Here is a 22,903-nt window from a genome sequence, read left to right on the forward strand (position 1 = left end):
CCGGGGGTCACTGCGCCAGCCGTTCCAGGGCCGTGGCCAGCGCCGCCGCACCGGCTTCGACGTCGCCGGCCTCGGCGAACTCCTCCGGCGAGTGGCTGATTCCCGTCGGGTTGCGCACGTAGAGCATCCCGGCCGGGACGAACCCGGCGAGGATGGCCGCGTCGTGGCCGGCCCCGGTCGGCAGCTCCGGCGGCGCGCCGAGCCAGCCGCCGAGGTCACGCCGCAGGGCGTCGTCGAACACGACGTCGCCGGAGTAGGACTCGCGGGTCACCTCGACCCGGCAACCTTCCTCCGCAGCCGCCTCCGAAGCGGCCCGGCTGATCTCGGCGACCAGTCCCGGGGTGCCTTCGCCGGGCACCCGCGCGTCCAGCCAGAGGTCCACTGTGGACGCGATGACGTTGGTCCCGCCGGGGGTCGGCACGAGCCGGCCGACGGTCGCCCGCGCATCCGGCACCTTCGCGGCCAGCCGCCGGACGGCGGTGACGGTCGCCGCGGCAGGCAGCATCGGGTCCGCGCGGTCGGCCAGCAGCGTCGCGCCGGCGTGGTTGCCCTGCCCCGCGAAGGAGAACCGCCACCGCCCGTGCGCGATCACGGTGCTGCCGACGGCCACCGGCGAACCGAGGTCGATCAGCCCGCGGCCCTGCTCGACGTGCAGTTCGAGGAAGTGCCCGATCCGGTCGAGCCGCTCGGTGTCCGGCCCCATCCGCACCGGGTCGACCCCCGCCTTCGCGGCCGCCTCGGCGAACGTCACGCCGTCGGTGTCCCGCAGGCCGCGTGCTTTGTCGGCGTCGATGGTGCCGGTGAGCAGCCGCGAACCCAGGCAGGGCACGCCGAACCGGCCGCCCTCCTCCTCGGCGAACACCACGACGGCGAGCGGACGGCGGGGCCGGAAACCTTTGCCCTGCAAGGCTTCGACCGCGGCCAGCGCGCTCACCACGCCGAGCGGGCCGTCGAACGCGCCGCCGCCGGGCACCGAGTCGAGGTGGCTGCCGGTGACCACGGCGTTGCGGCCCGGCGGCCCCCACCAGGCCCAGATGTTGCCGTTGCGGTCGGTCTCGACGTCCAGCCCGAGCCCCAGCGCGCGCTCGACGAACCACTCCCGCAGGTCGTGCTCGGGCCGGTCGAAGGCGTGCCGCGAGTAGCCGCCGCGCTTCGGGTCGCGCCCGACGCCGTCGATTTCGCCGAGGAGCCCGGAGGCGGTCACTCGGCCTCCCGCATGGGCACCCGCACACCCCGCTCGGCGGCGACGTCGGCCGCGCGGTCGTAGCCGGCGTCGACGTGCCGGATGACCCCCATGCCTGGGTCGTTGGTGAGCACCCGCTCCAGCTTCTGCGCGGCCAGCGGCGTCCCGTCGGCCACGCTGACCTGGCCCGCGTGGATGGACCGGCCCATGCCGACGCCGCCGCCGTGGTGGATCGACACCCAGCTCGCCCCGGACGACGTGTTGACCAGCGCGTTCAGCAGCGGCCAGTCGGCGATGGCGTCGGAGCCGTCGGCCATGCCCTCGGTCTCGCGGTACGGCGAAGCCACGCTGCCGGAGTCGAGGTGGTCGCGGCCGATGACGACCGGTGCCTTCAGCTCGCCGCTGGCCACCATCTCGTTGAACCGCAGGCCGGCCAGGTGCCGCTCGCCGTAGCCGAGCCAGCAGATCCGCGCCGGAAGCCCCTGGAAGGCAACACGTTCTCCGGCGAGGCGGATCCAGCGGGCAAGGGATTCGTTTTCCGGGAACAGGTCCAGCATCGCGCGGTCGGTCGCGGCGATGTCCTCGGGGTCACCCGAAAGCGCCGCCCAGCGGAACGGGCCGTTGCCCTCGCAGAACAGCGGGCGGATGTAGGCGGGCACGAAGCCGGGGAAGTCGAACGCGCGCTCGCAGCCGCCGAGCTTGGCCTCGCCGCGCAGGGAGTTGCCGTAGTCGAAGACCTCGGCGCCACGGTCCAGAAAGCCGAGCATGGCCTCGACGTGGTCGGCCATCGACTCGCGCGAGCGGTCGGTGAACTCGTCGGGCTTCTTGGCCGCGTAGTCGTGCCAGTCGTCGACGCTGATCCCCTTGGGCAGGTAGGACAGCGGGTCGTGCGCCGACGTCTGGTCGGTGACGATGTCGACCTCGACGTTGCGGCGCAACAGCTCCGGCAGCACCTCGGCGGCGTTGCCGACGACACCGACCGACAGCGGCCGTTTCTCCTGCTTCGCCTTGGTGACGCGGGCGATGGCGTCGTCGAGGTCGTCGGCGACCTCGTCGAGGTAGCGGGTTTCGACGCGGCGGTGCGCGCGCTGCGGGTCACACTCGATGACCAGCGCGACGCCGTCGTTCATGGTCACGGCGAGGGGCTGCGCGCCACCCATGCCACCGAGACCCGCGGTCACGGTCAAGGTGCCTTTCAAAGACCCGCCGAACCTCTTCTTGGCCACGGCGGCGAAGGTCTCGTAGGTGCCCTGGAGGATGCCCTGGGTGCCGATGTAGATCCACGAACCCGCGGTCATCTGGCCGTACATCGTCAAGCCCTGCTGTTCCAGGCGGCGGAACTCCGGCCAGGTCGCCCAGTCGCCGACCAGGTTCGAGTTCGCGATCAGCACGCGCGGCGCCCACTCGTGCGTCCGGAACACCCCGACCGGCTTGCCCGACTGCACCAGCAGCGTCTCGTCGACGTCCAAAATGGTCAGTTCACGGGTGATCGCGTCGAAGCTGGCCCAGTTGCGGGCGGCCTTGCCGGTGCCGCCGTAGACGACCAGGTCTTCGGGCCGCTCGGCGACGTCGGGGTCGAGGTTGTTGTGGAACATCCGCAGCGCGGCTTCGGTCTGCCACGACTTGGCGGTGAGCTGGGTGCCGCGGGCGGCACGGACGACGCGGGACATCAGACCTCCAGACGGGCGGCGTCGAGGACGGCGCCGGAGCGGACGAGTTCTTCGGCGGCCGCGATCTCGGGCGCCAGGTGGCGGTCGGGGCCGGGGCCCGCGACCTTCGTGCGGAGCAGGTCACGCACCGCGCCGGTGACCGGCGACGGCTCGAGCGGCGCGCGGAAGTCCAGCGCACGGGCAGCCGTGAGCAGCTCGATGGCCAGCACGGTGGTCAGGCCGTCGACGGCCTTGCGCAGCTTCCGCGCGGCCGACCAGCCCATCGAGACGTGGTCCTCCTGCATCGCGCTGCTCGGGATGGAGTCGACCGACGCCGGCACGGCGAGCCGCTTGAGCTCGCTGACCACGGCGGCCTGGGTGTACTGGGCGATCATGTGGCCGGAGTCGACGCCGGGGTCGTCGGCGAGGAACGGCGGCAGGCCGTGCGAACGCGCCTTGTCGAGCATCCGGTCGGTGCGGCGCTCGGCGATGCTGGCGACGTCGGCGATCGGGATGGCCAGGAAGTCCAGCACGTAGGCGACCGGCGCGCCGTGGAAGTTGCCGTTGGACTCGACGCGGCCGTCGGCGAGGACGACCGGATTGTCCACAGCGGACATCAGCTCACGCTCGCCGACGAGCTCGGCGTGGGTGAGGCTGTCACGCGCGGCGCCGTGCACCTGTGGGGCACAGCGCAGCGAGTAGGCGTCCTGGACGCGGTTGCAGTCCGGGCCGCGGTGGCTTTCGACGATCTTCGAACCCTGCAGCGCCTGCCACATCCGGGCCGCGGACTTCGCCTGCCCGGGGTGCGGGCGCAGCGCCTGGAGGTCGGCGGCGAACGCGCGGTCGGTGCCCAGGAGAGCTTCGACGCTCATCGCGGCGGTGATGTCCGCGATGTCGAACAGCCGGTGCAGGTCGGCGGCGGCGAGCAGGAGCATGCCGAGCATGCCGTCGGTGCCGTTGGTGAGCGCGAGGCCCTCCTTCTCGGCGAGCACGACCGGCTCGATCCCGGCGTGCTTCAGCGCTTCCGCCGCGGGCTTCAGCTGACCCGCGTGGATCACTTCGCCTTCGCCCATGAGCGCGAGCGCGACGGCGGCCAGCGGCGCGAGATCGCCGGAGCAGCCGAGCGAGCCGTACTCGTGGACGATCGGGGTGATGTCGGCGTTGAGCAGGGCCGCAAGCGTTTGCGCGGTGCCCGGGCGGACGCCGGTGTAACCGCTGGCGAGGGTCCGCAGCCGCAGCAGCATCAGCGCGCGGACGACCTCGGCCTCGACGGCGGGCCCGGCGCCGGCGGCGTGCGAGCGGATCAGGCTGCGCTGCAGCGCGGTCCGGCTCTCGACCGGGATGTGCCGGGTGGCGAGCGCCCCGAAGCCGGTCGAAACGCCGTAGGTGGGCGTGACCGCGTGAGCGAGGTTCTCGATGTGCTGGCGCGTCGCGGCGAGGTTCTTCTCGGCGGCGTCCGTGAGCCCGACCGGCGCGTGGCCGCGGACGACGTCGACGACCTGGGCGGCGGTCAGGGGTTCCGGGCCCAGGAGCACTTTTTCCGGCATGGGCTCATTGCACCCCCTCGGAACCGCTGGTGGGATGCCCCACGGAGTGGTTTTGTCTGGGATCCCAGACGTAGGCTCGGGGCATGGGCGAGAGCAGTGAGGTCCCCGCGCTGCGCCGCGGCCTGGCGGTGCTGCGCCTCCTGGCCGCGCGCCCCGGCCCGGTCACCGCGGCCGCCATCGCGCGCGAAGCGGGTCTCCCGCGCTCGACCACCTACCACCTGCTCAGCGAGCTCGAGGCCGCTGGGTTCGTCGTCCACCTGCCTGCGGAACGCCGCTACGGCCTGGGCATCGCGGCGTTCGAACTGGGCTCGGCCTACCTGCGCCACGACCCGCTGGAGCGGCTGGCCGGGCCGTTGCTGCGCAAGCTCGTCGACCGCGTCGGGCACACGGCCCACCTGGGCGTCCTGCACGGCAACGAATCGCTGTACCTGATCAAGGAGCGCCCGGCCCGCCCCGAGACGCTGGTGACGGAGGTCGGTGTCCGGCTGCCGGGCCAGCTGACCGCGTCCGGCCGGGCGATCCTGCGCCACCTGCCGCCCCCGCACGTCCGCGCGCTGTTCCCGTCGGCCGCGGCGTTCGTCCTCCGCACCGGCCGCGGCCCGCGCACGCTGGCCGAGCTGCGCCGCACCCTGACCGCGGAACGCCGCCTCGGCTGGTCGGTCGAGGACGGCCACGTCACGGCCGGCTTCGCCTCGGTGGCCAGCCCGGTCTTCGACCACGGCGCCCGCCCGCTGGCCGCGATCAGCGTGACCCTTCGCCACCACTGCGCGGCGCAGCCGTGCCCGGAGACCTGGCCGGACCTGGCGGCGGAAGTGGCCGCCACGGCCGCCGAGCTGACCACCCGCATCGGCGGCCACCCGGCGTGACGCTCAGCTCCCGGCCGCGTCTCGGATGCCCGCGCCCAGCGCAAGCATCGGTTGCGGCGCCCGGGGCGCCCGCGCGTCGGCGGCCAGCAGTCTCAACGTATCCTCGTCCTCAGCGATCTGTAGCAGTACCCGGCGGCCTTCTCCGTCGAGCAGTGCAGTCATCTGCGACCCGAGCAGCCAGGCACCGGCAAGCGCCGGGTCGTATTCGTTCTTTTCCAGCACTTCGGGTTCTTCATAAAGACGGTCGAAGCAGGCGCCCGACGAGTACCACGAGATCATTTCGGCGAGGTCGTCCGCGTCCCGGGTGGTCGTATTGCGCCGATCCCGCCAAGTCAGCAGCTTGAGCAGAGCCAACGCCGGCACTGCGGGGACGCGGACAGTGACCCCCTGGGGCAGGACGACGGTTTCGGCTGTCGGCGCTGCCTCGCTCAGACCGCGGACGTTCATCCGGTAGTCGTCCGGCCAGAGGATGGTGCGGTCTTCACGCTCGATTCCGCCGTAGGGCACCACGTCGACTTCCACCCCGTCGACGAGGAACTTGTGCACACCCCGGCCATGCCGTTCGAGCTGGCCGGTCAGCCGCTCGAAATCCTCCCAGCTGCATACTTCCACAGCGATGTCGACATCCCGGGTGGAGCGGCCGGGCGGCTGTCCGACCAACCCGATCGAGAGGATCGTGCGCGCCGTCGCGCCGACCACGAGGTAGTCCAAATGCGCCGCCCTGGCGGCCGCGTCGATGCGCACCAACGCACGAGCAGTAAGGGCGATCTCACGATCGGCCGAGGCTGACAAGTCGATCATCACTGCTCCGAATCCGGTCTCCGTGTTCACGCTGGCGGGGGTCTCCGGAGGCCAGCAGATCGGCATAAATCAGCGGGGAAGGCACTATCCAGGAGTCATGATCAGGCAAGTGCCAGAACCTTTCCCGGATGTGTACGTTCCCGCCGCCCTCCGCTCGGGCCATGCGATGCCGGCCGACGAACTGCGCCGGGAAACTTTCCACGTAAAGCGTGAGCGAGGCTGGCCGCAGGTGTGGGTCTATGAGACTGGCGCCGGCCTCGCCTCCCACCTGGATGTCCATCGACCGCATCTCGGTTTCCGAGTTCCGCCACCACGAGAGGTCGCCCACCGAGAATTCGCCGAGCGAGAGCGGGCCGTGCAGGGTGATCGAGTACGCCTCCGACCAGCGGTCGAGCAATTCGCCACCGCGCGCCAACCGGCGGCCCTCCGCACCGGCGTACAGGTAACCCGCCCCGGTGAGCTCGTCGATGACCGCCTTCACGGTTCCCAGCGAGGCCCCGCTGGCCTCGGCCAGGACTCGGTACGGGCGGGACACCAGGTCCGGCCGGCTGAGGAGGACGAACACCACGCGAAGACCCGACCGGCCGAAGGCACCGGCTGCCCGGGGGGAGGTTCTCGAACGTGGAATGACCGGATTGCGCCGCCCGCGGACGTCGACCAGAACATCGTCCCAGGCCAGGTGCGCATTGCCCGCCGTGTCCAAATAGTCGATTCCCCGGGCGCGCAGCCGCTCGGCGACCGGCTCGGTGACATAGGTCGTGACCAGCAACTCCGGGAGCTGCGTGGGCAGGGTGATGCTGGTGGCCAGTTCCGGCGTCAATCGTTGCTTGACCTCGGTGCCGTAGGTCCGGGTGGCTCCTGACCGCGTCGTGAGGCGCAGCACTGCGTCGAGCCGGCGCGCATCGCCGGGCTCGCCGTACTGCACCACGAGCACTTCGCCACGGAGGCCGAACTCGCTCACTTGATCCAGCGCCACCCGGATGAGGTTCTGCTCGTTCAGCGAGCGAGCATGTTCATTTTCATTGAACATGCTTTCATATTGAACGTCTTGCCTCTCCGCCGCAAGCGGACCCGCGGCCACCCGGCGTGACGGACTGGTGCGTTCGGGGCAACTGTCACCGAACGGCTCGATTCCACTCCGGTGGGTGATTACCTTGACTGAGGTTGCCGTTGCGAGGGGCACCGATGGATGACGCACGCGTGAAGAGGGCCGGCTTCGGTGCGGTGCTCGCCGTCGCCGAGTTCCGGGCGATGTGGACCGCCGAACTGCTGTCCGTCTGCGGTGACCAGCTCGCCAGGGTCGCGCTCGCGGTGCTCGTCTTCCAGCGGACGTCCTCCGCCGCGCTGACCGGCCTCACCTACGCGCTGACGTACGTGCCCTCCCTGCTCGGCGGCATCCTGCTGGCCGGCGCGGGCGACCGCTGGCCGCGCCGGGACGTGATGGTCGCGGCCGACCTGGCGCGGGCGGCGCTGGTCGGGGTCATCGCGATCCCCGGCGTCCCGCTGTGGGTGCTGTGCGTGCTGGTCGCGGTGATGACCGCGCTCGGCGGGCCGTTCAAAGCCGCGCAGCAGGCGCTGCTGCCGTCGGTCCTCGAAGGCGAGCGGTACCTCGTCGGGATGGCCCTGCGGAACGTGACGATGCAGGGCGCGCAGCTGGCCGGGTTCGCCGGCGGCGGCGCGCTGATCGCCGCACTGACCCCGTCCGCGGCACTGGCGCTGGACGCGGCGACGTTCCTGCTCTCGGGGTTGTTCCTGGTCACCGGCGTCCGGCGGCGGGCGCCGATCGCGAAGGCGGTCCGGCCCGCGTGGCTGACCACGACCGGCGCGGGCATCCGGCTGATCTGGCGCGACCCGGCGCTGCGGACGCTGGTGGCGCTCAACTGGCTGGCCGGGTTCTACGTCGTCCCGGAGGCGCTGGCCGCGCCGTACGCGGCGGGCATCGGCGCGGGCGCGACCCTGGTGGGGCTGCTGATGGCGGCGGACCCGGCGGGCAGCGTGCTCGGCGGCGTCGTGTTCGGCAAGTGGATCCCCGAGCGCGTCCAGCTCCGGGTGCTCGGCCTGCTCGGGATCGCGGCCGGGCTGCCGCTGGTCGTGTTCGTCTTCCGGCCGGGCCTGGTCGCGTCGGTGGTGCTGCTCGCGGTGTCCGGGCTACTGGCGACCGGCTACAACATCCAGGGCACGGTCTCGTTCATGCGCCGGGTGCCGGACGAGCACCGCGCGCAGTGCGCCGGGGTCAATTCGACGGGCCTGATCACGGTTCAAGGTGTCGGCGCGGCCGCGGCGGGCGCGCTGGCCGACGTGCTGGGCCCGGCGCACACCATCGCCGCGGCCGGGGCGGCGGGTGCCGCGGTGGCCGTGCCGATCGCGAGGGCGTGGCGCCGGGTCGGGCTGGAGGATCGATGACCTCAGTTGTCGCGTCCGCACATGGTGCGCCTCCCTCCGCAACGTCGGGCCGGACCGGCTCCGTCACCGGCCGGACACCATGAGTATGCGGACCGGGGGCGGGATTCCGCGCACCGGGCTGCGTATTCGTGACGTCCTCGTGGCACCGCGGCACTGGGCGCTGTGGCGCCAGGGTCCGCGGGTGATCGCGTACTGCCTGGTGACCGAGGCGGCGGCGGTGGCGCTGACGCTACGCCCGTCCCCGGTCGCGGTGGACCGCCGGACGCTGGCGATCCTGGTGGTGCTGCTGGTCCTCGGGGTGCTGCAGTCGGAGACGGGCCGGCGCGTGGAGCGCATCCGCCGTCGCGTGTCGGGGACACCGCACATCAACATGACGTCGGTCTGGACGTTCGCGGGCGTCCTCCTGCTGCCGCCGATCCTGCTGGCGGTGCTGGTCGGCGGCCTGTACGCGCACCTGGCGATCCGCAGCTGGTACCGGCTGCAGCGGGTACCGGCGTCCCGCACGGTCAGCAACGCGGCGATCATCGTGCTGTCGTGCTACGCGGCCCAGTCGGTGCTGCGGCTGTCGGGCCTCCCCGACGTCCGCGCGGCGACGGCCCACGGCTGGGCCGGGACGTTCGCGATCGCGGCGGCGGGCGTGACGTTCTTCGTGGTCAACGCCCTGCTGGTCCTCCCGGCCCGCCGCGAAGTCGGCCGGACACCGGAGGCCCTCTTCGGCACTTGGGCGGACAACGGCCTCGAAGTGGCGACGCTGTGCCTGGGTGCGCTGAACGCGGTGGCGCTGGCGACGCTGCCCGGCCTGGTCGTGCTGGTCTTCCCGCCGTTGCTGCTGTTGCACCGGACGGTGCTGGTGAAGCAGCTGGAGGTGGCGGCCCACCGCGACGAGAAGACGGGGCTGTACAACACGAGCGGCTGGCATGCGCTGGCGGAGCGGACGCTGGCGGCCGCGGCGCGCCAGCGGACGACGTTCGGGCTGCTGATGCTCGACCTGGACCACTTCAAGCAGGTGAACGACACCTACGGTCACCTGGCGGGCGACGCGGTGCTGAAGGCGGTGGCCCAGTCGATCATCTCGGCGGTCCGCGGCCGCGGCGACGCGGTCGGCCGCTTCGGTGGCGAAGAGTTCGTGGTGCTGTTGCCGGGCATCACGCAGCCGGACATCGGCGCGGTGGCCGAGCGCATCCGCCGGGCGATCAGCGCGTTGACGGTTCCGGCGGGCCAGTTGTCGATAACGGGCCTGACGGTCTCGATCGGGATCGCGGTGTACCCGAAGGCGGGGGCGTCACTGCAGCGTCTGCTGGACGCGGCGGACACGGCGCTCTACCACGCGAAGGCGACGGGCCGGAACAAGGTGGTCCACGTGGCGGACCTGGTGTAGCTCAGCCGCTCTTCTGCCACGTCCCGGCGTCGAGGCCGAGCATGGCGAGCAGTTCGGCGCACTCCTGCGAGTCGGACGAGTGCCCGGCAACGGTGAGGGCGGCTCGTTCGTGCGTCGCGGCGAGCCGAACGGCCTCCTCGGCCCGGATAACCCCCATCCGGCTGTCATCGTCGTGGGCGAGAGAGCTGCCACTAGGACGGGCCCAGGTCATCTGGCCACCTACTTCCGACCCCACGGGTGCGGAGCCATGGTCGGGCCCCCAGCATGACACTCACAAAAATTTCACCCACAAGTGGCCCCCACCACACACCCGAGTGACCCCCGAAACCCTCCCCACCCACGGCAGACAACCCTCCCGCCGGCAGCCACCACGCAAAACCAGCCACCCCAACTGCCCGGTCGGCGCAGCCGGCCAGGGCAAACCCAAAAACCCAGCTCACCCGTCCAAACTCCGGCAGCCCTCGAACCGAACCCGGCTCCGACCCCGGGAGCCACCTCAGTCCGGCCACCCACCCAACGCAACCACACCGGGGGTCCAGGGGGCGGAGCCCCCTGGCGGGGGTTTGGGGGTCCGACCCCCAAAGGACATGGCGAAACGAAGGAAGGCCCAGCCCCGAAGGGGCGTGGGCCTTCCGCAAAGTGAAGTGGAGGTGCCGGGAATTGAACCCGGGTCCTCTGGCGTATCAACAGGGCTTCTCCGTGCGCAGTCCGCTACGTCTCTGCTTGGCTCCCTCAGTCACGCGAACAAGCTGAGGTGACGAGCCCAGCCACTGTTTGCTTCACGACTGTTCCCCGTGGCCGGGACAGTCGCTGAGCCTCCTAGCTGATGCCGGTACCCGGGCCGGAGGCGAACCCGGGCCGACAGAGTCGCACTCGCTCAGGCGGCGAGGGCGAACTCGCGCTGACTGGAGTCGGCGCTTATTTGGTTGCGATGACGCTTACGGTGGTCTCTCGCCTGCACCGGCACGCTTCTCCTGAATCAACGTCCAAAGTCGAAACCGTTCACCCCCTTGTCGGGACACAACCTGTTCATCATAACGCCCGGCGCCACCGCTTTCTTCCGGGTGGGTGGGGCCAGCCCTACCGCCGGGATGCCCGCTCACACCATGTCGCGCGCGAGCGCGGGCCGCGATGCTGGGAGCCGTGGGAAGGAGCGCGGTCATGGTGAACGAGAGGCGGGATCCGCCGTTCGGTGGTTCGGTGGTGTTCTTGCTGATGAACCTGCCGCTGGGGGTGCTGGCGTTCGGGTTCCTCACGGCGTTCGTCTCGGCCGGGGCGGGTACCGCCGTGGTGTGGGTCGGGGTGGGGTTGCTCGCGCTGGTCGTGCTCGCGGTGCGGGGGGCGGCGCGGCTGGAGCGGGCGCGGGTCTACGCGCTGCTGGACCGCTACATCGACCTGCCGTACCTGCCGCTGCCGTCCGGCAAGCAGTCGCTGCGGTGGAAGGGGCGGCTGAAGGACCCGTCGACCTGGCGGGACTTCGCCTACTTCGCGCTGCTCTTCCCGGTGGGCCTGGTCGAGTTCGTGCTGGTGACGACGTTCTGGGCGACGAGCCTCGCGCTGGTTTTCCTGCCCGTCTACTTCCGGTGGCTGCCGGGCGGTGAGTACCGGTTCCCCAACTCGGAGGTGCCGTGGCTGACCGTGGACTCCACGGTCGAGGCGCTACCGTGGGCGGCGCTGGGGGTGTTGTTCGTCGCGTTGTCGGTGGCGCTGACCAAGGCGCTGGCGGGCACGCACGCCCGGCTGGCGAACGCGCTGCTGGGCCCGACGGTCGCGCAGCGCCGCCGGATGGAGCGCTGGTGGGAAAACGCGGAAGAGAAGAACCTGGTGGCGGGATGACCGAGGCGCAGCAACTGGACCACCCGCGGCCGCACCCGGCGCGCACGATCCTCTACATGATCGTCAGCTTCGTCCTCCGGCTGGTGCAGTTCGTGCTGATCGTGGTGGGCATCTCGGTGGGCGTGTCCACGGCGGTGATCTGGGTCGGGTTCCCGATCCTGCTGGCGACGACGAGTTTCGTCCGGTGGTCCGGCGACCGTGAGCGGGCCTGGGCCGGCCGGATGCTGAACGTGCCGCTGCCGCCGGTGCAGCGGCGGCCGTACGAAGAGGGGCAGCCGCTGCTGCGGCGGTGGATGGTCCGGCTGAGCGACGCGACGACGTGGCGTGACCTCGCCTACCTGACGGCCGCGTTCCCGCTGGCGTGCGCGGAGTTCGCGATCGCGCTGGCGTCGGTCGTGCTGCTGCCGATGGCGATCTGGGTGACGCCGTGGCTGGGCTGGCTGCACGCCGAGCTGGCGCTGGCGCTGCTGGGCCCGGACCGCACGAAACGGCTGGAGCAGAAGGCCGAGCGGCTGCAGGCGTCCCGGGCCCGCGGCGTCGACGCGGCCGAGGCCGAACGCCGGCGCATCGAGCGTGACCTGCACGACGGCGCGCAGCAGCGGCTGGTGGCCGTGGCGATGAGCCTGGGCCGCGCGAAGTCGAAGTTCGACCAGGACCCGCAGGCGGTGCGGGACCTGATCGACGAGGCGCACGCGGACGCGAAGCTCGCCGTGTCGGAGCTGCGGGACCTGGCGCGCGGCATCTACCCGGCCGTCCTGGGCGACCGGGGGCTGGACGCGGCGCTGTCGGCGCAGGCGGCGAAGTCGCCGATCCCGGTGGACGTCTCGGTGGCCGTCGAGCCGCGGCCGCCGGCCGCGGTGGAGACGACGGCGTACTTCATCGTCGGCGAGACGCTGACGAACATCGCGAAGCACTCCGGAGCGACCGAGGCGGGCGTGAAGGTGTGGCGGACCGACGACCACGTCGTCGTCGAGATCACCGACAACGGTCACGGCGGCGCGGAGGTGCGTCCCGGCGGCGGGCTGGCCGGCCTGGCCGACCGCGCCGCGACGATCGACGGCGTGATCACCGTGGTCAGCCCGGTCGGCGGCCCGACCGTGATCCGGGCTGACCTCCCCTGCCAGTGGTGAATAGGCTGGACCCCGTTCATCCACGAGCTTGGGGGCCGGATGCGGGTAGTCATCGCCGAGGACGCCGTGCTGCTGCGGGCCGGGGTGACCCGCCTGCTCGCCGACGAGGGCATCGAGACGGCGGCGGCCGTCGACAACGGGGACGACCTGCTCGGCGCGGTGAAGGAACATCGTCCTGACCTGGCGATCGTCGACGTCCGCATGCCCCCGACGTTCACCGACGAGGGCCTGCGCGCGGCCTTGGCGGCGCGCAAGGAGGTCCCCGGCCTGCCGGTGCTGGTGCTGTCGCAGTACGTCGAGGAGTCCTACGCGGTGGAGCTGCTCTCGGGCGGGGCCGGCGGGGTGGGCTACCTGCTGAAGGAGCGCGTGGCGGACGTCGCGGACTTCCTGGACGCGGTCCGCCGCGTGGCCGGCGGCGGCACGGCGATCGACCCGGACGTGATCGCCCAGCTGATGGCCCGCGGCCGCCGCAACCCGCTGGACGCCCTGACCGCCCGCGAGTCCGAAGTGCTCGGCCTGATGGCCCAGGGCCTGTCGAACACGGCGATCGCGAATTCGCTGGTGGTTTCGCACGGCGCGGTGGAGAAGCACATCGGCAACATCTTCTCGAAACTCGGCCTCGAGGCCAGTGCGGAGGAACACCGTCGCGTTCGTGCGGTGCTGACGTACCTGGGCCGCTGAGCAACGGACGGTGACCGGAAGTCCCGTAAAGTGGACAACGGGTCACCCGTTCCGCGGGCGGCACCCGTGTGAGCGCTCACCTACCATGAGCGGACCCAGCCGCGAGAGGAGCGCGCAGATGTCCGACGAGATCCGCTGCGTCCGCTTCTTCGGCGGCCCGCTCGACGGCCGCGTCCAGGAGCTCGGGGACGCCGAGCCGATCCCGGGCACCGTCATCCGGCACATCCACCTGCACGGCGGCCCGAAGATCGAGACCCGCTACGAGCTCGGCCTCACCGAGCACGGCTGGGAGTACCGCGTCGCCGCCACGCAGCACGAACCCGAGCCCGACGGCCTGAGGTAGGGGAAACCCCCGCACCGACCGGGGGTGAACAGGACCCCGAACAGACCGGGCAGCACCGCTGTTTCCCCAGGTCGAACCGGCCAGGCTGAACGGCATGCAGACAGCGGGCCGGGACAGGTTCCTCGACGTCGTCCGGGCGGGGGCCATCCTCGCCGTCATCGCCCAGCACTGGCTGATGCCGGTGCTGTCCTACTCCGACGGGCACCTCGCCACCGGCAACGCCCTCGCCACGCCGGGCTGGTGGGTCATCACGTGGCTCAGCCAGGTCATGCCCCTCGTCTTCTTCGCCGGCGGCGCGGCGAACCTGATCTCCTTCCGCCGCGCGACGTCCCCGCGGCAGTGGCTCGCCGGGCGGCTCAAGCGCCTGATGACGCCGGTGCTGCCGCTGATGGCGGTCTGGCTGATCGCGCCGGACTTCCTGCGCGGCCTGGGCGTCCCGCCGCAACCGCTGCAGGTCGCCAGTGCGATCGCCGCGCAGCTGCTGTGGTTCCTCGCGGTGTACGTGCTCGTCGTGCTCCTGACGCCGCTCATGGTCGCCGCGCACCGGCGGTGGGGCCTGAAGGTGCCGCTCGTCATGGGTGCGGCGGGGGTTCTGGTCGACGTCGCCCGCTTCAACGACTTCGGCTACATCGGGTACGCCAACGCGGTCTTCGTCTGGGTCGCCGTGCACCAGCTCGGTTTCCACTACGTCGAAGGCAGGCTCGGCTCGCTGACCCGCCGCGGCGCGCTGACGCTGTCCGCCGCCGGGTTCGGCCTCACCGCGCTGTTGGTCGCGTTCGGTCCCTACCCGGCCAGCATGATCGGCATGCCGGGCGCGCCGGTGTCGAACATGAGCCCGCCGACCGTGCTGCTCGCCTTCCTCGCCGTCGGCCAGGTCGGTCTGCTGCTCGCCTTCCGCCCGCAGCTCAACGCGTTGGCGGCCCGGCCCGGCGTCGGTGACGCCCTCAGCTGGCTGGGCGCCCGGTTCATGAGTGTCTACCTCTGGCACATGCCGGCGCTGGTCGTGGTGGCCGGGGTGACGGTGTACGGCCTCGGCTATCAGACTCCGGCGCCGGGCACGGTGTTCTGGCTGGTCATGGCGCCCGGGTGGTTCGCCGCGTGCGCGATGGTGCTGTTCGGGCTGCTGCGGCTGTTCGCCCACTTCGAGATGCAGCGCGACACCGGCGCGCTCACCGCCCGGACGCCGCAGCTGGTCGCGGCCGGGCTGCTGATCTCGGGCGGCCTGCTCGGCCTGGCGGCGCACGGGTTCTCCCCGCTCTCGGACGGCATCGCCCACGGCCCGGTGCCGTGGGTGGTCCTGGCGACGGCCGGCTTCCTCCTGGCGGGCAAGCAGATCCCGGTGACCGAGCTGCTCGGCCGCGCGGTCACCGTCAGCGAACGCGCAACGATCAAACGCTGAGCAGCCGCAGCGGCGTGTCGTGCAGCACCGCCCGCAGGAACGGCTCCCCCAGGCGATCGTCGGCTTCCGCCCAGCCGGCGATCGCCTGCAGCTGCGTCACGTACGGGTACGGGATGTTCGGGAAGTCCGTGCCGAGCACGACCCGGTCGGCGTGGCCGGACAGCCGGGCCGTCCAGTCCGGCGGCAGCGGCGACATCGCTTCGGCGAACGGCACGCCGACCATCGTCGTGTCCAGGTGCACCCGCGGGTACTTCGCCATCAGCTCGAACGCCGTGCCGAACTCCGGCATCGCCGCGTGCGCGAGGACCGCCGTCAGGTTCGGGTGCCGCGCCAGCACCTCCTCGAACACCGACAACCCGGTGAAGTCGCCCCGCAACGGACCGTGTCCACAGTGGACGACGACAGGGACGCCGGCGTCGGCCAGCGCGCCCCAGACCGGCTTCAGCAGGTCGTCGCGCGGGTCGTAGGCGCCCACCTGCACGTGCGCCTTGAACACCCGGGCGCCGGCGCGCAGCGCACCGTCCACAGCGGACCCGGCGCCGGGCTCGGGGTAGAAGGTCCCGGTCGGCACCGCGTCCGGGACCCGCGCGGCGAAGTCCAGCGCCCACTCGGTCAGCCACTCCGCCATGCCGGGCTTGTGCGGGTAGACCAGCGGGGCGAACCGCGTGACACCGAGCGCACGCAGGGTCTCCAGACGTTCCTCTTCGGACGTCCGGTAGAACACCGGCCACTCGGTGCCGTAGTGCGTCGAGGCCGCGTCGAAGTACGCCCAGACCTTGTCCATCACCGGCTTCGGCAGGAAGTGGACGTGCAGGTCGACCAGGCCCGGCAGGCCGAGCGACGCCGTCCAGCGAGCGACGTCGCCGTCGGAAGCCGGACCGGGCGTCACTCCGTGAACCGGCCCTTCAGCGCCCGGCCCATGGCCTTCCTGATGTCGCGGTCCGCGTCCCGCTTGGCGAGCGCCTGCCGCTTGTCGTAGGCCTTCTTGCCCTGGGCCAGCGCGATCTCGACCTTGACCTTGCCGTCCTTGAAGTACATCGACAGCGGTACCAGGGAGAGCCCGCTTTCCCTGGTCTTGCCGATGAGCTTCTCGATCTCGCGCCGGTGCAGCAGCAGCTTCCGGGTGCGCCGCGGGGTGTGGTTGGTCCACGTGCCCTGCGTGTACTCCGGGATGTGCACGTTGCGCAGCCACACTTCGCCGTCGTCGACCGTCGCGAACGCGTCCGCCAGCGATGCCTTGCCCTCGCGCAGGCTCTTCACCTCGGTGCCGACGAGCACGAGACCGCACTCGTAGGTGTCGAGGATGGAGTAGTCGTGCCGCGCCTTGCGGTTCGACACGATGACCTTCTGGCCACGTTCTTTGGGCATACGACCACTCTACGTGATTCCGACGGTGACGAGCAGCGGGTTATCTAGTGCCGGACGTACAGCCGCAGCGTGACGTAACCGGTGATGGCGGAGATCACCACGGACACCCCGAGCAGGATCGGCGCGACCGGGAACAGCAGCTCCAGCATGGTGATCTTCGGGAACACGTCGCCGGTGAACACCGAATCCAGGAAGCCGGCCTTCGTGATGATGAGCATGATGATCCCGAGGACCGCACCGACCGCGCCGGCGACCACCGCCTCCAGCAGGAACGGCAGCTGCGTGTACCACCGCGTCGCGCCGACCAGCCGCATGATGCCGACCTCGGTGCGGCGGGTGAACGCGGACACCTGGATCGTGTTGGCGATCAGCAGCAACGCGGCGACGGCCATGATGAGCGCGGCCCCGAAGGCCATGTTGCGGACACCGTTGAAGGCGTTGAAGACGCGGTCGAGGAACTTCTTCTGGTCGTCGACCTTCCGCACGCCCGGCTTGGTGCCGTACTCCTGCACGATCGCGTCACTGCGGTCCGGGTCCTTCAGCTTCACGTGCAGCGAAGCGGGCAGCGACTCCGGGCCGGTGAGCGCGATCAGCTCCGGCTGGCTCTCGAAGATCTTCTTGAACCGGTCGAAGGCCTGGTCGCGGTTCTCGAAGACGACCGACTCGACACCGTTGTTGCTCTGCAGCGAGGTCCGCAGCGTCTGGCACAGCGACTGGGTGCAGTTCTTGTCGTTCGCGCTGATGTCGTCGGTGAGGTAGACCGAAACTTCGACGTCGGCGAGGAAGTTGGACTTCATCTTGTCGATCGTCCGGACGGCGAGCAGGCCGCCGCCGAGCATGGCGAGCGACACGGCCGTGGTCAGCATCATCGCGATGGTCATCGTGACGTTCCGGCGCAGGCCGGTGACTACCTCACTGAAGACGAAACTGGCGCGCATGGCGGGTGCAGGTCCTTGGGGTCGGGGGCGGTGCGGGGTGGGCGGGTCTCAGCGACCGATGCCGTAGACGCCGCGGGCGTCGTCGCGGATCACCCGGCCGAGCTGCAGCTCGACGACTCGGCGCCGCATGGAGTCCACGATGGAGTGATCGTGGGTGGCCATCAGGACCGTGGTGCCGGTGCGGTTGATCCGCTCCAGCAGCAGCATGATGTCCTGGCTGGTGTCGGGGTCCAGGTTCCCGGTCGGCTCGTCGGCGAGCAGCACCAGCGGGCGGTTGACGAACGCGCGCGCGATCGCGACGCGCTGCTGCTCACCACCGGAGAGCTCGTTGGGCAGCCGGTCGGCCTTGCCGTCGAGGCCGACGAGCTCCAGCACCTCGGGGACGACCTTCTTGATGGTCGGGCCGGGCTTGCCGATGACCTCGAGGGCGAACGCCACGTTCTCCGCGACGGTCTTGTTCGCCAGCAGGCGGAAGTCCTGGAAGACGCAGCCGATGGTCTGCCGCAGGCGGGGGACCCGGCGGCGGGCCAGCTTGGCGACGTCGAAGTTGGACACCATCACACGGCCCTTGCTCGGCGTCTCTTCGCGCAGCAGGAGCCGGAGGAAGGTCGATTTCCCCGATCCCGAGGGACCGATGAGGAAGACGAACTCACCCTTTTCGATGTCGACGGACACCCGCTCGAGCGCGGGCCGCGTCGAGGTCTTGTAGACCTTGGAAACCTCTTCGAGCCGGATCACGATTCGGCATACTACCCACCGGTCTCGTGAAGCCCCGGTTGCCCGGTCCACCCGAGTGGAGCAAGGGGCGTTTGCGTACGGTGAGCGGTCGCGCAAACACCCCTTGCGCCGATCAGGCGGTCTGCTTCCGCCAGCGGATGCCCGCGTCGAGGAAGCCGTCGATGTCGCCGTCGAGCACCGCGGTCGGGTTGCCGACCTCGAACTCGGTGCGCAGGTCCTTCACCATCTGGTACGGGTGCAGCACGTAGGAGCGCATCTGGTTGCCCCAGCTGGAGCCGCCGTCCTTGAGCGCGTCCATCTCCTTGCGCTCTTCTTCCTTCTTCCGCTGCAGCAGCCGCGCCTGGAGGACCTTCATCGCGGCCGCCTTGTTCTGCAGCTGCGACTTCTCGTTCTGGCAGGAGACGACGATGTTCGTCGGGATGTGCGTGATGCGCACCGCACTGTCGGTGGTGTTCACGCTCTGTCCACCGGGGCCCGACGATCGGTAGACGTCGACCCGGATGTCCTTTTCCGGGATGTCGACGTGGTCGACCTCTTCGACCTCGGGCAGCACCTCGACGTGCGCGAACGACGTCTGGCGGCGGCTCTGGTTGTCGAACGGCGAGATCCGGACGAGCCGGTGGGTGCCCTGCTCGACCGAGAGGGTGCCGTAGACGTAGGGGGCGCTCACCTTGAACGTCGCCGACTTGATGCCCGCCTCTTCGGCGTAGGAGATGTCGTAGACGTCGGTCGGGTAGCCGTGGCGCTCGGCCCAGCGCAGGTACATGCGCAGCAGCATCTCGGCGAAGTCGGCCGCGTCGACGCCGCCCGCCTCGGACCGGATGGTGACGACGGCGTTGCGGTCGTCGTACTCGCCCGAGAGCAGGGTGCGGACCTCGAGGCCGTCGATGGCCTTGCCCAGGTCGGCGAGCTCGGTCTCGGCCTCGGCGAGGCTGCCGGAGTCGCCTTCGGCCTCGGCGAGCTCGTACAGCACGCCGAGGTCGTCGAGCCGCTGGCGCAGGTCGGACACCCGGCGCAGCTCGCCCTGCCGGTGCGAGAGCTGGCTGGTGACCTTCTGGGCCGCCTCCGGGTCGTCCCAGAGGGTCGGGCTCGATGCCTGCTCCTCCAGGTCGGCGACCTGCGCGCGCAGCGAATCGAGGTCCATCACCGACTCGATCTGCGTCAGCTTGCCGGCCAGGTCCCTCAATGCCGCGTCGAACTCATCACTCACGTTTGTCAAGGTTACGGCAAAACCCACGACCGGTTGCGAGGACCGGTCGTGGGCGCGCGAACCTCAGGCCGCGGGGATGGCGTCGAGCAGCTTGAGCGCGGCCTTGGCCTGGGCCTGGGCGAACTCGGCGACGGCCTTTTCGTACGGCCCCTCGGCCGCCTTGGTGGCCGCCTTGGCGTCGTCGAGCTGCTGGCCGTAGCTCGCCCTGGCCGAGTCGAGCAGCGTCTGGCGCTGCTTCGCCGTCAGCGACCCCGCGTGCACGAGCCGCAGGATGAGCGGGCTGCGCAGGTGGTCGGGGCCGGCTTCGGACGTCAGCCAGGCCTTGAAGGCCTTCTTGCCGGCGGCGGTGATCAGGTACTGCTGGCTGGAGCGCGGGCCCTGCTTGCCGAGCCGGACGAAGCCTTCCTTTGACAGCGCCGGGAGCTCCCGGTACACCTGGCTGCGGGTGACACTGAAGAAGGCGCCGAAACGCTCACCCGCTCCCGCGACGAGCTGCCCGCCGGTGGCGGGACCGTCGTGGAGCAGACCGAGCAGGGCGGCGGCTGTTGCATTCAATTCGGACACGCCCCCTAGATTCCCACTTATCGGCCGCTGTGTCCACAGTGGTCAGCGTATCTGTCCATTGTGGCTAGACAGATCCCCTCGTTCGGCCCAACGCGAGCCGGTCCACTGTGGACGTGAACACGCTCTGCAACCGCTCCCAGGAATCTTTGGGCCAACCAGACGCATCGAGGCACGCCCGGCAACCTCCAGGCAGGTGAGTTCGGCGGGCGGCACTCCCCGGCTTGGCGCACCGCGGACACGCACCGCAACCGGCCGACACCGGTGTCCATATCGCGAGATTCGTAGCAAAAGGCGACCACAGCGGGGGATCCAAGGAGGCGAAGCCCGCCTTGGCGGGGGTTTGGGGGTTCGACCCCCAAAACAAAGCGAAAGAGGCGTGGCGAACGCTTTCCGTTCGCACACGCCTCTTACCTCTGTAGCGGGGACAGGATTTGAACCTGCGACCTCTGGGTTATGAGCCCAGCGAGCTACCGAGCTGCTCCACCCCGCGCCGTTGTGGTACTTGAATAGATTACACGGGGTTGCCAGGGGCTTTACACCGGGGTCCCTAAACGCTCTGACCTGCCGTTACGCCGTCTCCAGCCACTGGCGGGCTCCACTGAGGACCATAGCGAGCCCGTCCTCGAACCGCGCGTCGGCGTCACCCAGCACCGCCTCGCCCGCCGACCCGCGGTAGCGCTCGTCGAACTCACCGGGCATGGGCCGCACGGCCTGCTCCTCGATCACGTAGCCGATGACGAAGCAGTAGACGGTGAACACCGCCCGGTCGGCCAGCCGCTCGTCGAGGCCGGCGTCGATGCTCCGGCGCAGCGGGTGCGGGCCGACGAGACCCAGGTCGCCGAGGTAGGTGCCGGCGAACACCTTCCCGCCGTCGCGGTAGGCGAGCATCATCCGCCGCAGCGCGCGGGCCCCGTGCGCTGCGGCTTCCCACTCCCCCAGCGAAGCCGGCGGCCGCCGATCGGCCGCGGAATCGCGGTACATCTGCGTCGCCATCTCGTCGAGCAGCTCCTGTTTGTTCTTCAGGTGCCAGTACAGCGCGGGCGCCTTGACCCCGAGATCCGCGGCGATCAGCCGCAGCGTGAGCCCGTTGAGCCCGACCTCGTTGAGCAGCTTCAGCCCGGACCGAGCAATGTTCTCCCTGGTCAGAGCCATCTCTGCGTTACTCCCCACGATCCCCGCTTGACAGTTTAACGATGTTAAGGCCATCCTCGGGGCAGGTCAATTTAACGTTGTTAAGGAGCTGGGGAGATGACGGAGCTGACCGCGGAAGTGGTCGTGGCCGGCGCGGGCCCGACGGGCCTGATGCTGGCGAACGAGCTGGCACTGGCCGGAGTGGACGTCCAGGTGCTCGAGCGGATGCACGAGCGAACGGGGTTGTCGAAGGCCCTGAACCTCCAGCCGAGGACGGCGGAGGTGCTGGACCTCCGCGGCCTGCTGCCCCGGGCGAAGGACCGCGCGTTCGCGACTGTCGCGGACGGACACTTCGCGGTGATCCCGATCCCCTACACGGGCTGGGACACGCGCCACCCGTACCAGCTGGGCATTCCCCAAGCCGAGGTGGAAGCGACCTTGGAGGAGCGCCTGGCCGAGCAGGGCGTGAAGGTGAGGCGAGGCCACGAACTGACCACCTTCACCCAAGACGCCGAAGGCGTCACGATCACCGCGGGCGAACTGCGGATCCGAGCGAAGTACCTGGTGGGCTGCGACGGCGGCCGAAGCACGGTCCGCAAGGCACTGAACATGCCGTTCGAAGGCATTGAAGGCCAGGGCCACGGCGTAGCGGCGGACGTCCTGTTCGAGTCGGCGCCGCCCGGGGCCCCGACCCAGTGGCGTTCGATGACGAACATGGTGACCTCGGGCAGCCCGGGCAAGTTCATCGGCGTGATCCCGCTGGGCGAGCGGAACCTCTACCGGATCAGCTTCGGAGACCGTCTGAACCGCCCCCGGAACCTCCGAGCCGAGGTGACCCCGGACGAAGTGCGAGCAGCGGTCACGGAACGCTTCGGCGAAGAGGCCGGGATCGCCGAAATCCGCTGGGCGAGCCGCTTCTCGGACGACAGCCGCCTGGCGGAGAACTACCAGGTGGGCAGAGTCCTGCTGGCGGGCGACGCGGCCCACATCCATTTCCCGGCCGGGGGCCAGGGTCTCAACCTGGGGATCCAGGACGCGATGAACCTGGGCTGGAAGCTGGCGGCCGAACTCCGCGGCCGAGCCCCGGCGGGACTCCTGGAAACGTACGAAGCAGAGCGCCGTCCAGTGGCACAGCAGGTGTTGGACAACGTGGCGGCCCAGAACGCCCTGATCCCCACCAACCCCAACCAGCTGGCGCTACGAGCTCTCTTCCGAGACCTGGCAGCGATCCCCGAAGTCCAGCACCGCCTGTCAGGGATGGTCTCGGGCCTGAACATCAAGTACGCCAACGAAGATCCCCACCCGGCAGCAGGAACCCGCCTCCCCGACTTCCCCACCCGCGACGGTCACGCAAGCACGCTCTTCCACAAAGGAACCTGGGTCCTCCTGACAAAAACCCCACAACCAAAGCCCCACAAAGAGGTACTCGTAGCAGAAGTCCCCGAACTCCCCTACCCGGACGCAGAGAGGCTCCTGGTCCGCCCAGACGGCTACATAGCAAACACAACAGGAGAAACAAAACCCTGGCTGACCTGACAACACCGGCTAACTCAAGAACGCTGGCTCCCTCGAGAACGCCGGCCAACTCAAGAACGCAGACTCACTCGAGAACGAAACCCAACGCAGGGGGGTCCAGGGGCGGCGAAGCCCCCCCTGGCGGGGGTCTGGGGGTTCGACCCCCAGAACAAATGCGAAGGAGGGGTGTGCTCGCCGATCTTGGCGAGCACACCCCTCCCAA

22 protein-coding genes, 1 tRNA gene and 1 other RNA gene are annotated in these 22,903 nt (G+C 70.3%); 9 read left to right on the forward strand and 15 right to left on the reverse strand.

Annotation, left to right across the window (positions count from 1 at the left end; translation table 11 throughout):
- Positions 1-7: 7 nt before the first annotated feature.
- The 3 genes from HUT10_RS20990 to hutH are packed head-to-tail and all read right to left on the reverse strand — an operon-like array spanning position 8 to position 4,379.
- Positions 8-1,204: an allantoate amidohydrolase gene (locus HUT10_RS20990; RefSeq protein WP_176172790.1), complete on the reverse strand. Its 1,197-nt coding sequence runs from the start codon at positions 1,202-1,204 to the stop codon at positions 8-10.
- Positions 1,201-2,853 (reverse strand): urocanate hydratase, encoded by a 1,653-nt coding sequence (hutU, locus tag HUT10_RS20995; RefSeq protein WP_176172791.1) that lies wholly within the window; start codon positions 2,851-2,853, stop codon positions 1,201-1,203. The genes HUT10_RS20990 and hutU overlap by 4 nt, the downstream gene beginning before the upstream one ends.
- The gene (hutH, locus tag HUT10_RS21000) at positions 2,853-4,379 is read right to left on the reverse strand and encodes a histidine ammonia-lyase (protein ID WP_176172792.1); all 1,527 of its coding nucleotides are present in this window, start codon (positions 4,377-4,379) and stop codon (positions 2,853-2,855) included. The genes hutU and hutH overlap by 1 nt, the downstream gene beginning before the upstream one ends.
- A gap of 83 nt (positions 4,380-4,462) precedes the next feature.
- Between hutH and HUT10_RS21005 the strand changes: the two genes are divergently transcribed.
- Positions 4,463-5,245 carry an IclR family transcriptional regulator gene (locus HUT10_RS21005; protein ID WP_176172793.1) on the forward strand — a complete coding sequence of 261 codons (783 nt, stop codon included), beginning with the start codon at positions 4,463-4,465 and terminating at the stop codon, positions 5,243-5,245.
- Positions 5,246-5,248: 3 nt separating this feature from the next.
- Here the strand turns inward: HUT10_RS21005 and HUT10_RS21010 are convergent, their stop codons facing one another.
- Entirely contained in the window at positions 5,249-6,046 is a 798-nt protein-coding gene (locus HUT10_RS21010) for a nucleotidyl transferase AbiEii/AbiGii toxin family protein (protein WP_176172794.1), read from the reverse strand.
- Positions 6,015-7,076 carry a type IV toxin-antitoxin system AbiEi family antitoxin gene (locus HUT10_RS21015; RefSeq protein WP_176172795.1) on the reverse strand — a complete coding sequence of 354 codons (1,062 nt, stop codon included), beginning with the start codon at positions 7,074-7,076 and terminating at the stop codon, positions 6,015-6,017. Before HUT10_RS21015 ends, HUT10_RS21010 begins: the two co-directional genes overlap by 32 nt.
- A 155-nt stretch (positions 7,077-7,231) precedes the next feature.
- Between HUT10_RS21015 and HUT10_RS21020 the strand changes: the two genes are divergently transcribed.
- Together HUT10_RS21020 and HUT10_RS21025 are read left to right on the forward strand one after the other, a co-directional pair.
- Positions 7,232-8,449: an MFS transporter gene (locus tag HUT10_RS21020; RefSeq protein ID WP_176172796.1), complete on the forward strand. Its 1,218-nt coding sequence runs from the start codon at positions 7,232-7,234 to the stop codon at positions 8,447-8,449.
- A gap of 139 nt (positions 8,450-8,588) precedes the next feature.
- On the forward strand, positions 8,589-9,827 hold the full coding sequence (locus tag HUT10_RS21025; protein ID WP_176177923.1) for a diguanylate cyclase: 1,239 nt from the start codon (positions 8,589-8,591) through the stop codon (positions 9,825-9,827).
- 1 nt (position 9,828) lies between these two features.
- Here HUT10_RS21025 and HUT10_RS21030 read toward each other — a convergent pair whose 3' ends face one another.
- The gene (locus tag HUT10_RS21030) at positions 9,829-9,984 is read right to left on the reverse strand and encodes a hypothetical protein (protein WP_176172797.1); all 156 of its coding nucleotides are present in this window, start codon (positions 9,982-9,984) and stop codon (positions 9,829-9,831) included.
- Positions 9,985-10,469: 485 nt separating this feature from the next.
- Positions 10,470-10,837: a transfer-messenger RNA gene (gene ssrA, locus HUT10_RS21035) on the reverse strand.
- A gap of 151 nt (positions 10,838-10,988) precedes the next feature.
- Here ssrA and HUT10_RS21040 point away from each other — a divergent pair.
- The 5 genes from HUT10_RS21040 (at position 10,989) to HUT10_RS21060 (ending at position 15,216) form a co-directional block, all read left to right on the forward strand.
- Positions 10,989-11,663: a sensor domain-containing protein gene (locus tag HUT10_RS21040; RefSeq protein ID WP_176172798.1), complete on the forward strand. Its 675-nt coding sequence runs from the start codon at positions 10,989-10,991 to the stop codon at positions 11,661-11,663.
- On the forward strand, positions 11,660-12,793 hold the full coding sequence (locus tag HUT10_RS21045; protein WP_176172799.1) for a sensor histidine kinase: 1,134 nt from the start codon (positions 11,660-11,662) through the stop codon (positions 12,791-12,793). Before HUT10_RS21040 ends, HUT10_RS21045 begins: the two co-directional genes overlap by 4 nt.
- Positions 12,794-12,832: 39 nt before the next feature.
- Entirely contained in the window at positions 12,833-13,474 is a 642-nt protein-coding gene (locus HUT10_RS21050; RefSeq protein WP_176172800.1) for a response regulator transcription factor, read from the forward strand.
- A 118-nt stretch (positions 13,475-13,592) separates the two neighbouring features.
- Positions 13,593-13,817: a hypothetical protein gene (locus HUT10_RS21055; RefSeq protein ID WP_176172801.1), complete on the forward strand. Its 225-nt coding sequence runs from the start codon at positions 13,593-13,595 to the stop codon at positions 13,815-13,817.
- Between the two features lie 94 nt (positions 13,818-13,911).
- Positions 13,912-15,216 (forward strand): acyltransferase, encoded by a 1,305-nt coding sequence (locus tag HUT10_RS21060; RefSeq protein ID WP_176172802.1) that lies wholly within the window; start codon positions 13,912-13,914, stop codon positions 15,214-15,216.
- On the opposite strand, the gene HUT10_RS21065 is transcribed toward HUT10_RS21060, so the two are convergent.
- The 8 genes from HUT10_RS21065 to HUT10_RS21100 all read right to left on the reverse strand — a co-directional run bounded on the left by HUT10_RS21065 (position 15,206) and on the right by HUT10_RS21100 (position 21,186).
- The gene (locus HUT10_RS21065; protein ID WP_176172803.1) at positions 15,206-16,105 is read right to left on the reverse strand and encodes an amidohydrolase family protein; all 900 of its coding nucleotides are present in this window, start codon (positions 16,103-16,105) and stop codon (positions 15,206-15,208) included. The genes HUT10_RS21060 and HUT10_RS21065 overlap by 11 nt on opposite strands.
- A complete protein-coding gene (gene smpB / locus HUT10_RS21070; protein WP_176172804.1) occupies positions 16,102-16,584 on the reverse strand; it encodes an SsrA-binding protein SmpB in 483 nt (160 codons plus the stop codon). Before smpB ends, HUT10_RS21065 begins: the two co-directional genes overlap by 4 nt.
- A 44-nt stretch (positions 16,585-16,628) precedes the next feature.
- Positions 16,629-17,522, reverse strand: a complete 894-nt coding sequence (ftsX, locus tag HUT10_RS21075; RefSeq protein WP_176172805.1) for a permease-like cell division protein FtsX — start codon at positions 17,520-17,522, stop codon at positions 16,629-16,631.
- A gap of 48 nt (positions 17,523-17,570) precedes the next feature.
- The gene (ftsE, locus tag HUT10_RS21080) at positions 17,571-18,260 is read right to left on the reverse strand and encodes a cell division ATP-binding protein FtsE (protein ID WP_003082104.1); all 690 of its coding nucleotides are present in this window, start codon (positions 18,258-18,260) and stop codon (positions 17,571-17,573) included.
- A 112-nt stretch (positions 18,261-18,372) separates the two neighbouring features.
- Entirely contained in the window at positions 18,373-19,470 is a 1,098-nt protein-coding gene (gene prfB / locus HUT10_RS21085) for a peptide chain release factor 2 (protein ID WP_176172806.1), read from the reverse strand.
- A 63-nt stretch (positions 19,471-19,533) separates the two neighbouring features.
- On the reverse strand, positions 19,534-20,034 hold the full coding sequence (locus tag HUT10_RS21090; protein ID WP_176172807.1) for a PadR family transcriptional regulator: 501 nt from the start codon (positions 20,032-20,034) through the stop codon (positions 19,534-19,536).
- A gap of 416 nt (positions 20,035-20,450) precedes the next feature.
- Positions 20,451-20,524, reverse strand: a tRNA-Met gene (locus tag HUT10_RS21095).
- A gap of 77 nt (positions 20,525-20,601) precedes the next feature.
- On the reverse strand, positions 20,602-21,186 hold the full coding sequence (locus HUT10_RS21100) for a TetR/AcrR family transcriptional regulator C-terminal domain-containing protein (RefSeq protein WP_176172808.1): 585 nt from the start codon (positions 21,184-21,186) through the stop codon (positions 20,602-20,604).
- Positions 21,187-21,282: 96 nt separating this feature from the next.
- On the opposite strand from HUT10_RS21100, the gene HUT10_RS21105 reads away from it, so the two are divergent.
- Positions 21,283-22,701 carry an FAD-dependent monooxygenase gene (locus HUT10_RS21105; RefSeq protein WP_176172809.1) on the forward strand — a complete coding sequence of 473 codons (1,419 nt, stop codon included), beginning with the start codon at positions 21,283-21,285 and terminating at the stop codon, positions 22,699-22,701.
- Positions 22,702-22,903: the final 202 nt, after the last annotated feature.

Origin of the sequence: Amycolatopsis sp. Hca4, assembly GCF_013364075.1 — a bacterium.
GTDB lineage: Bacteria > Actinomycetota > Actinomycetes > Mycobacteriales > Pseudonocardiaceae > Amycolatopsis.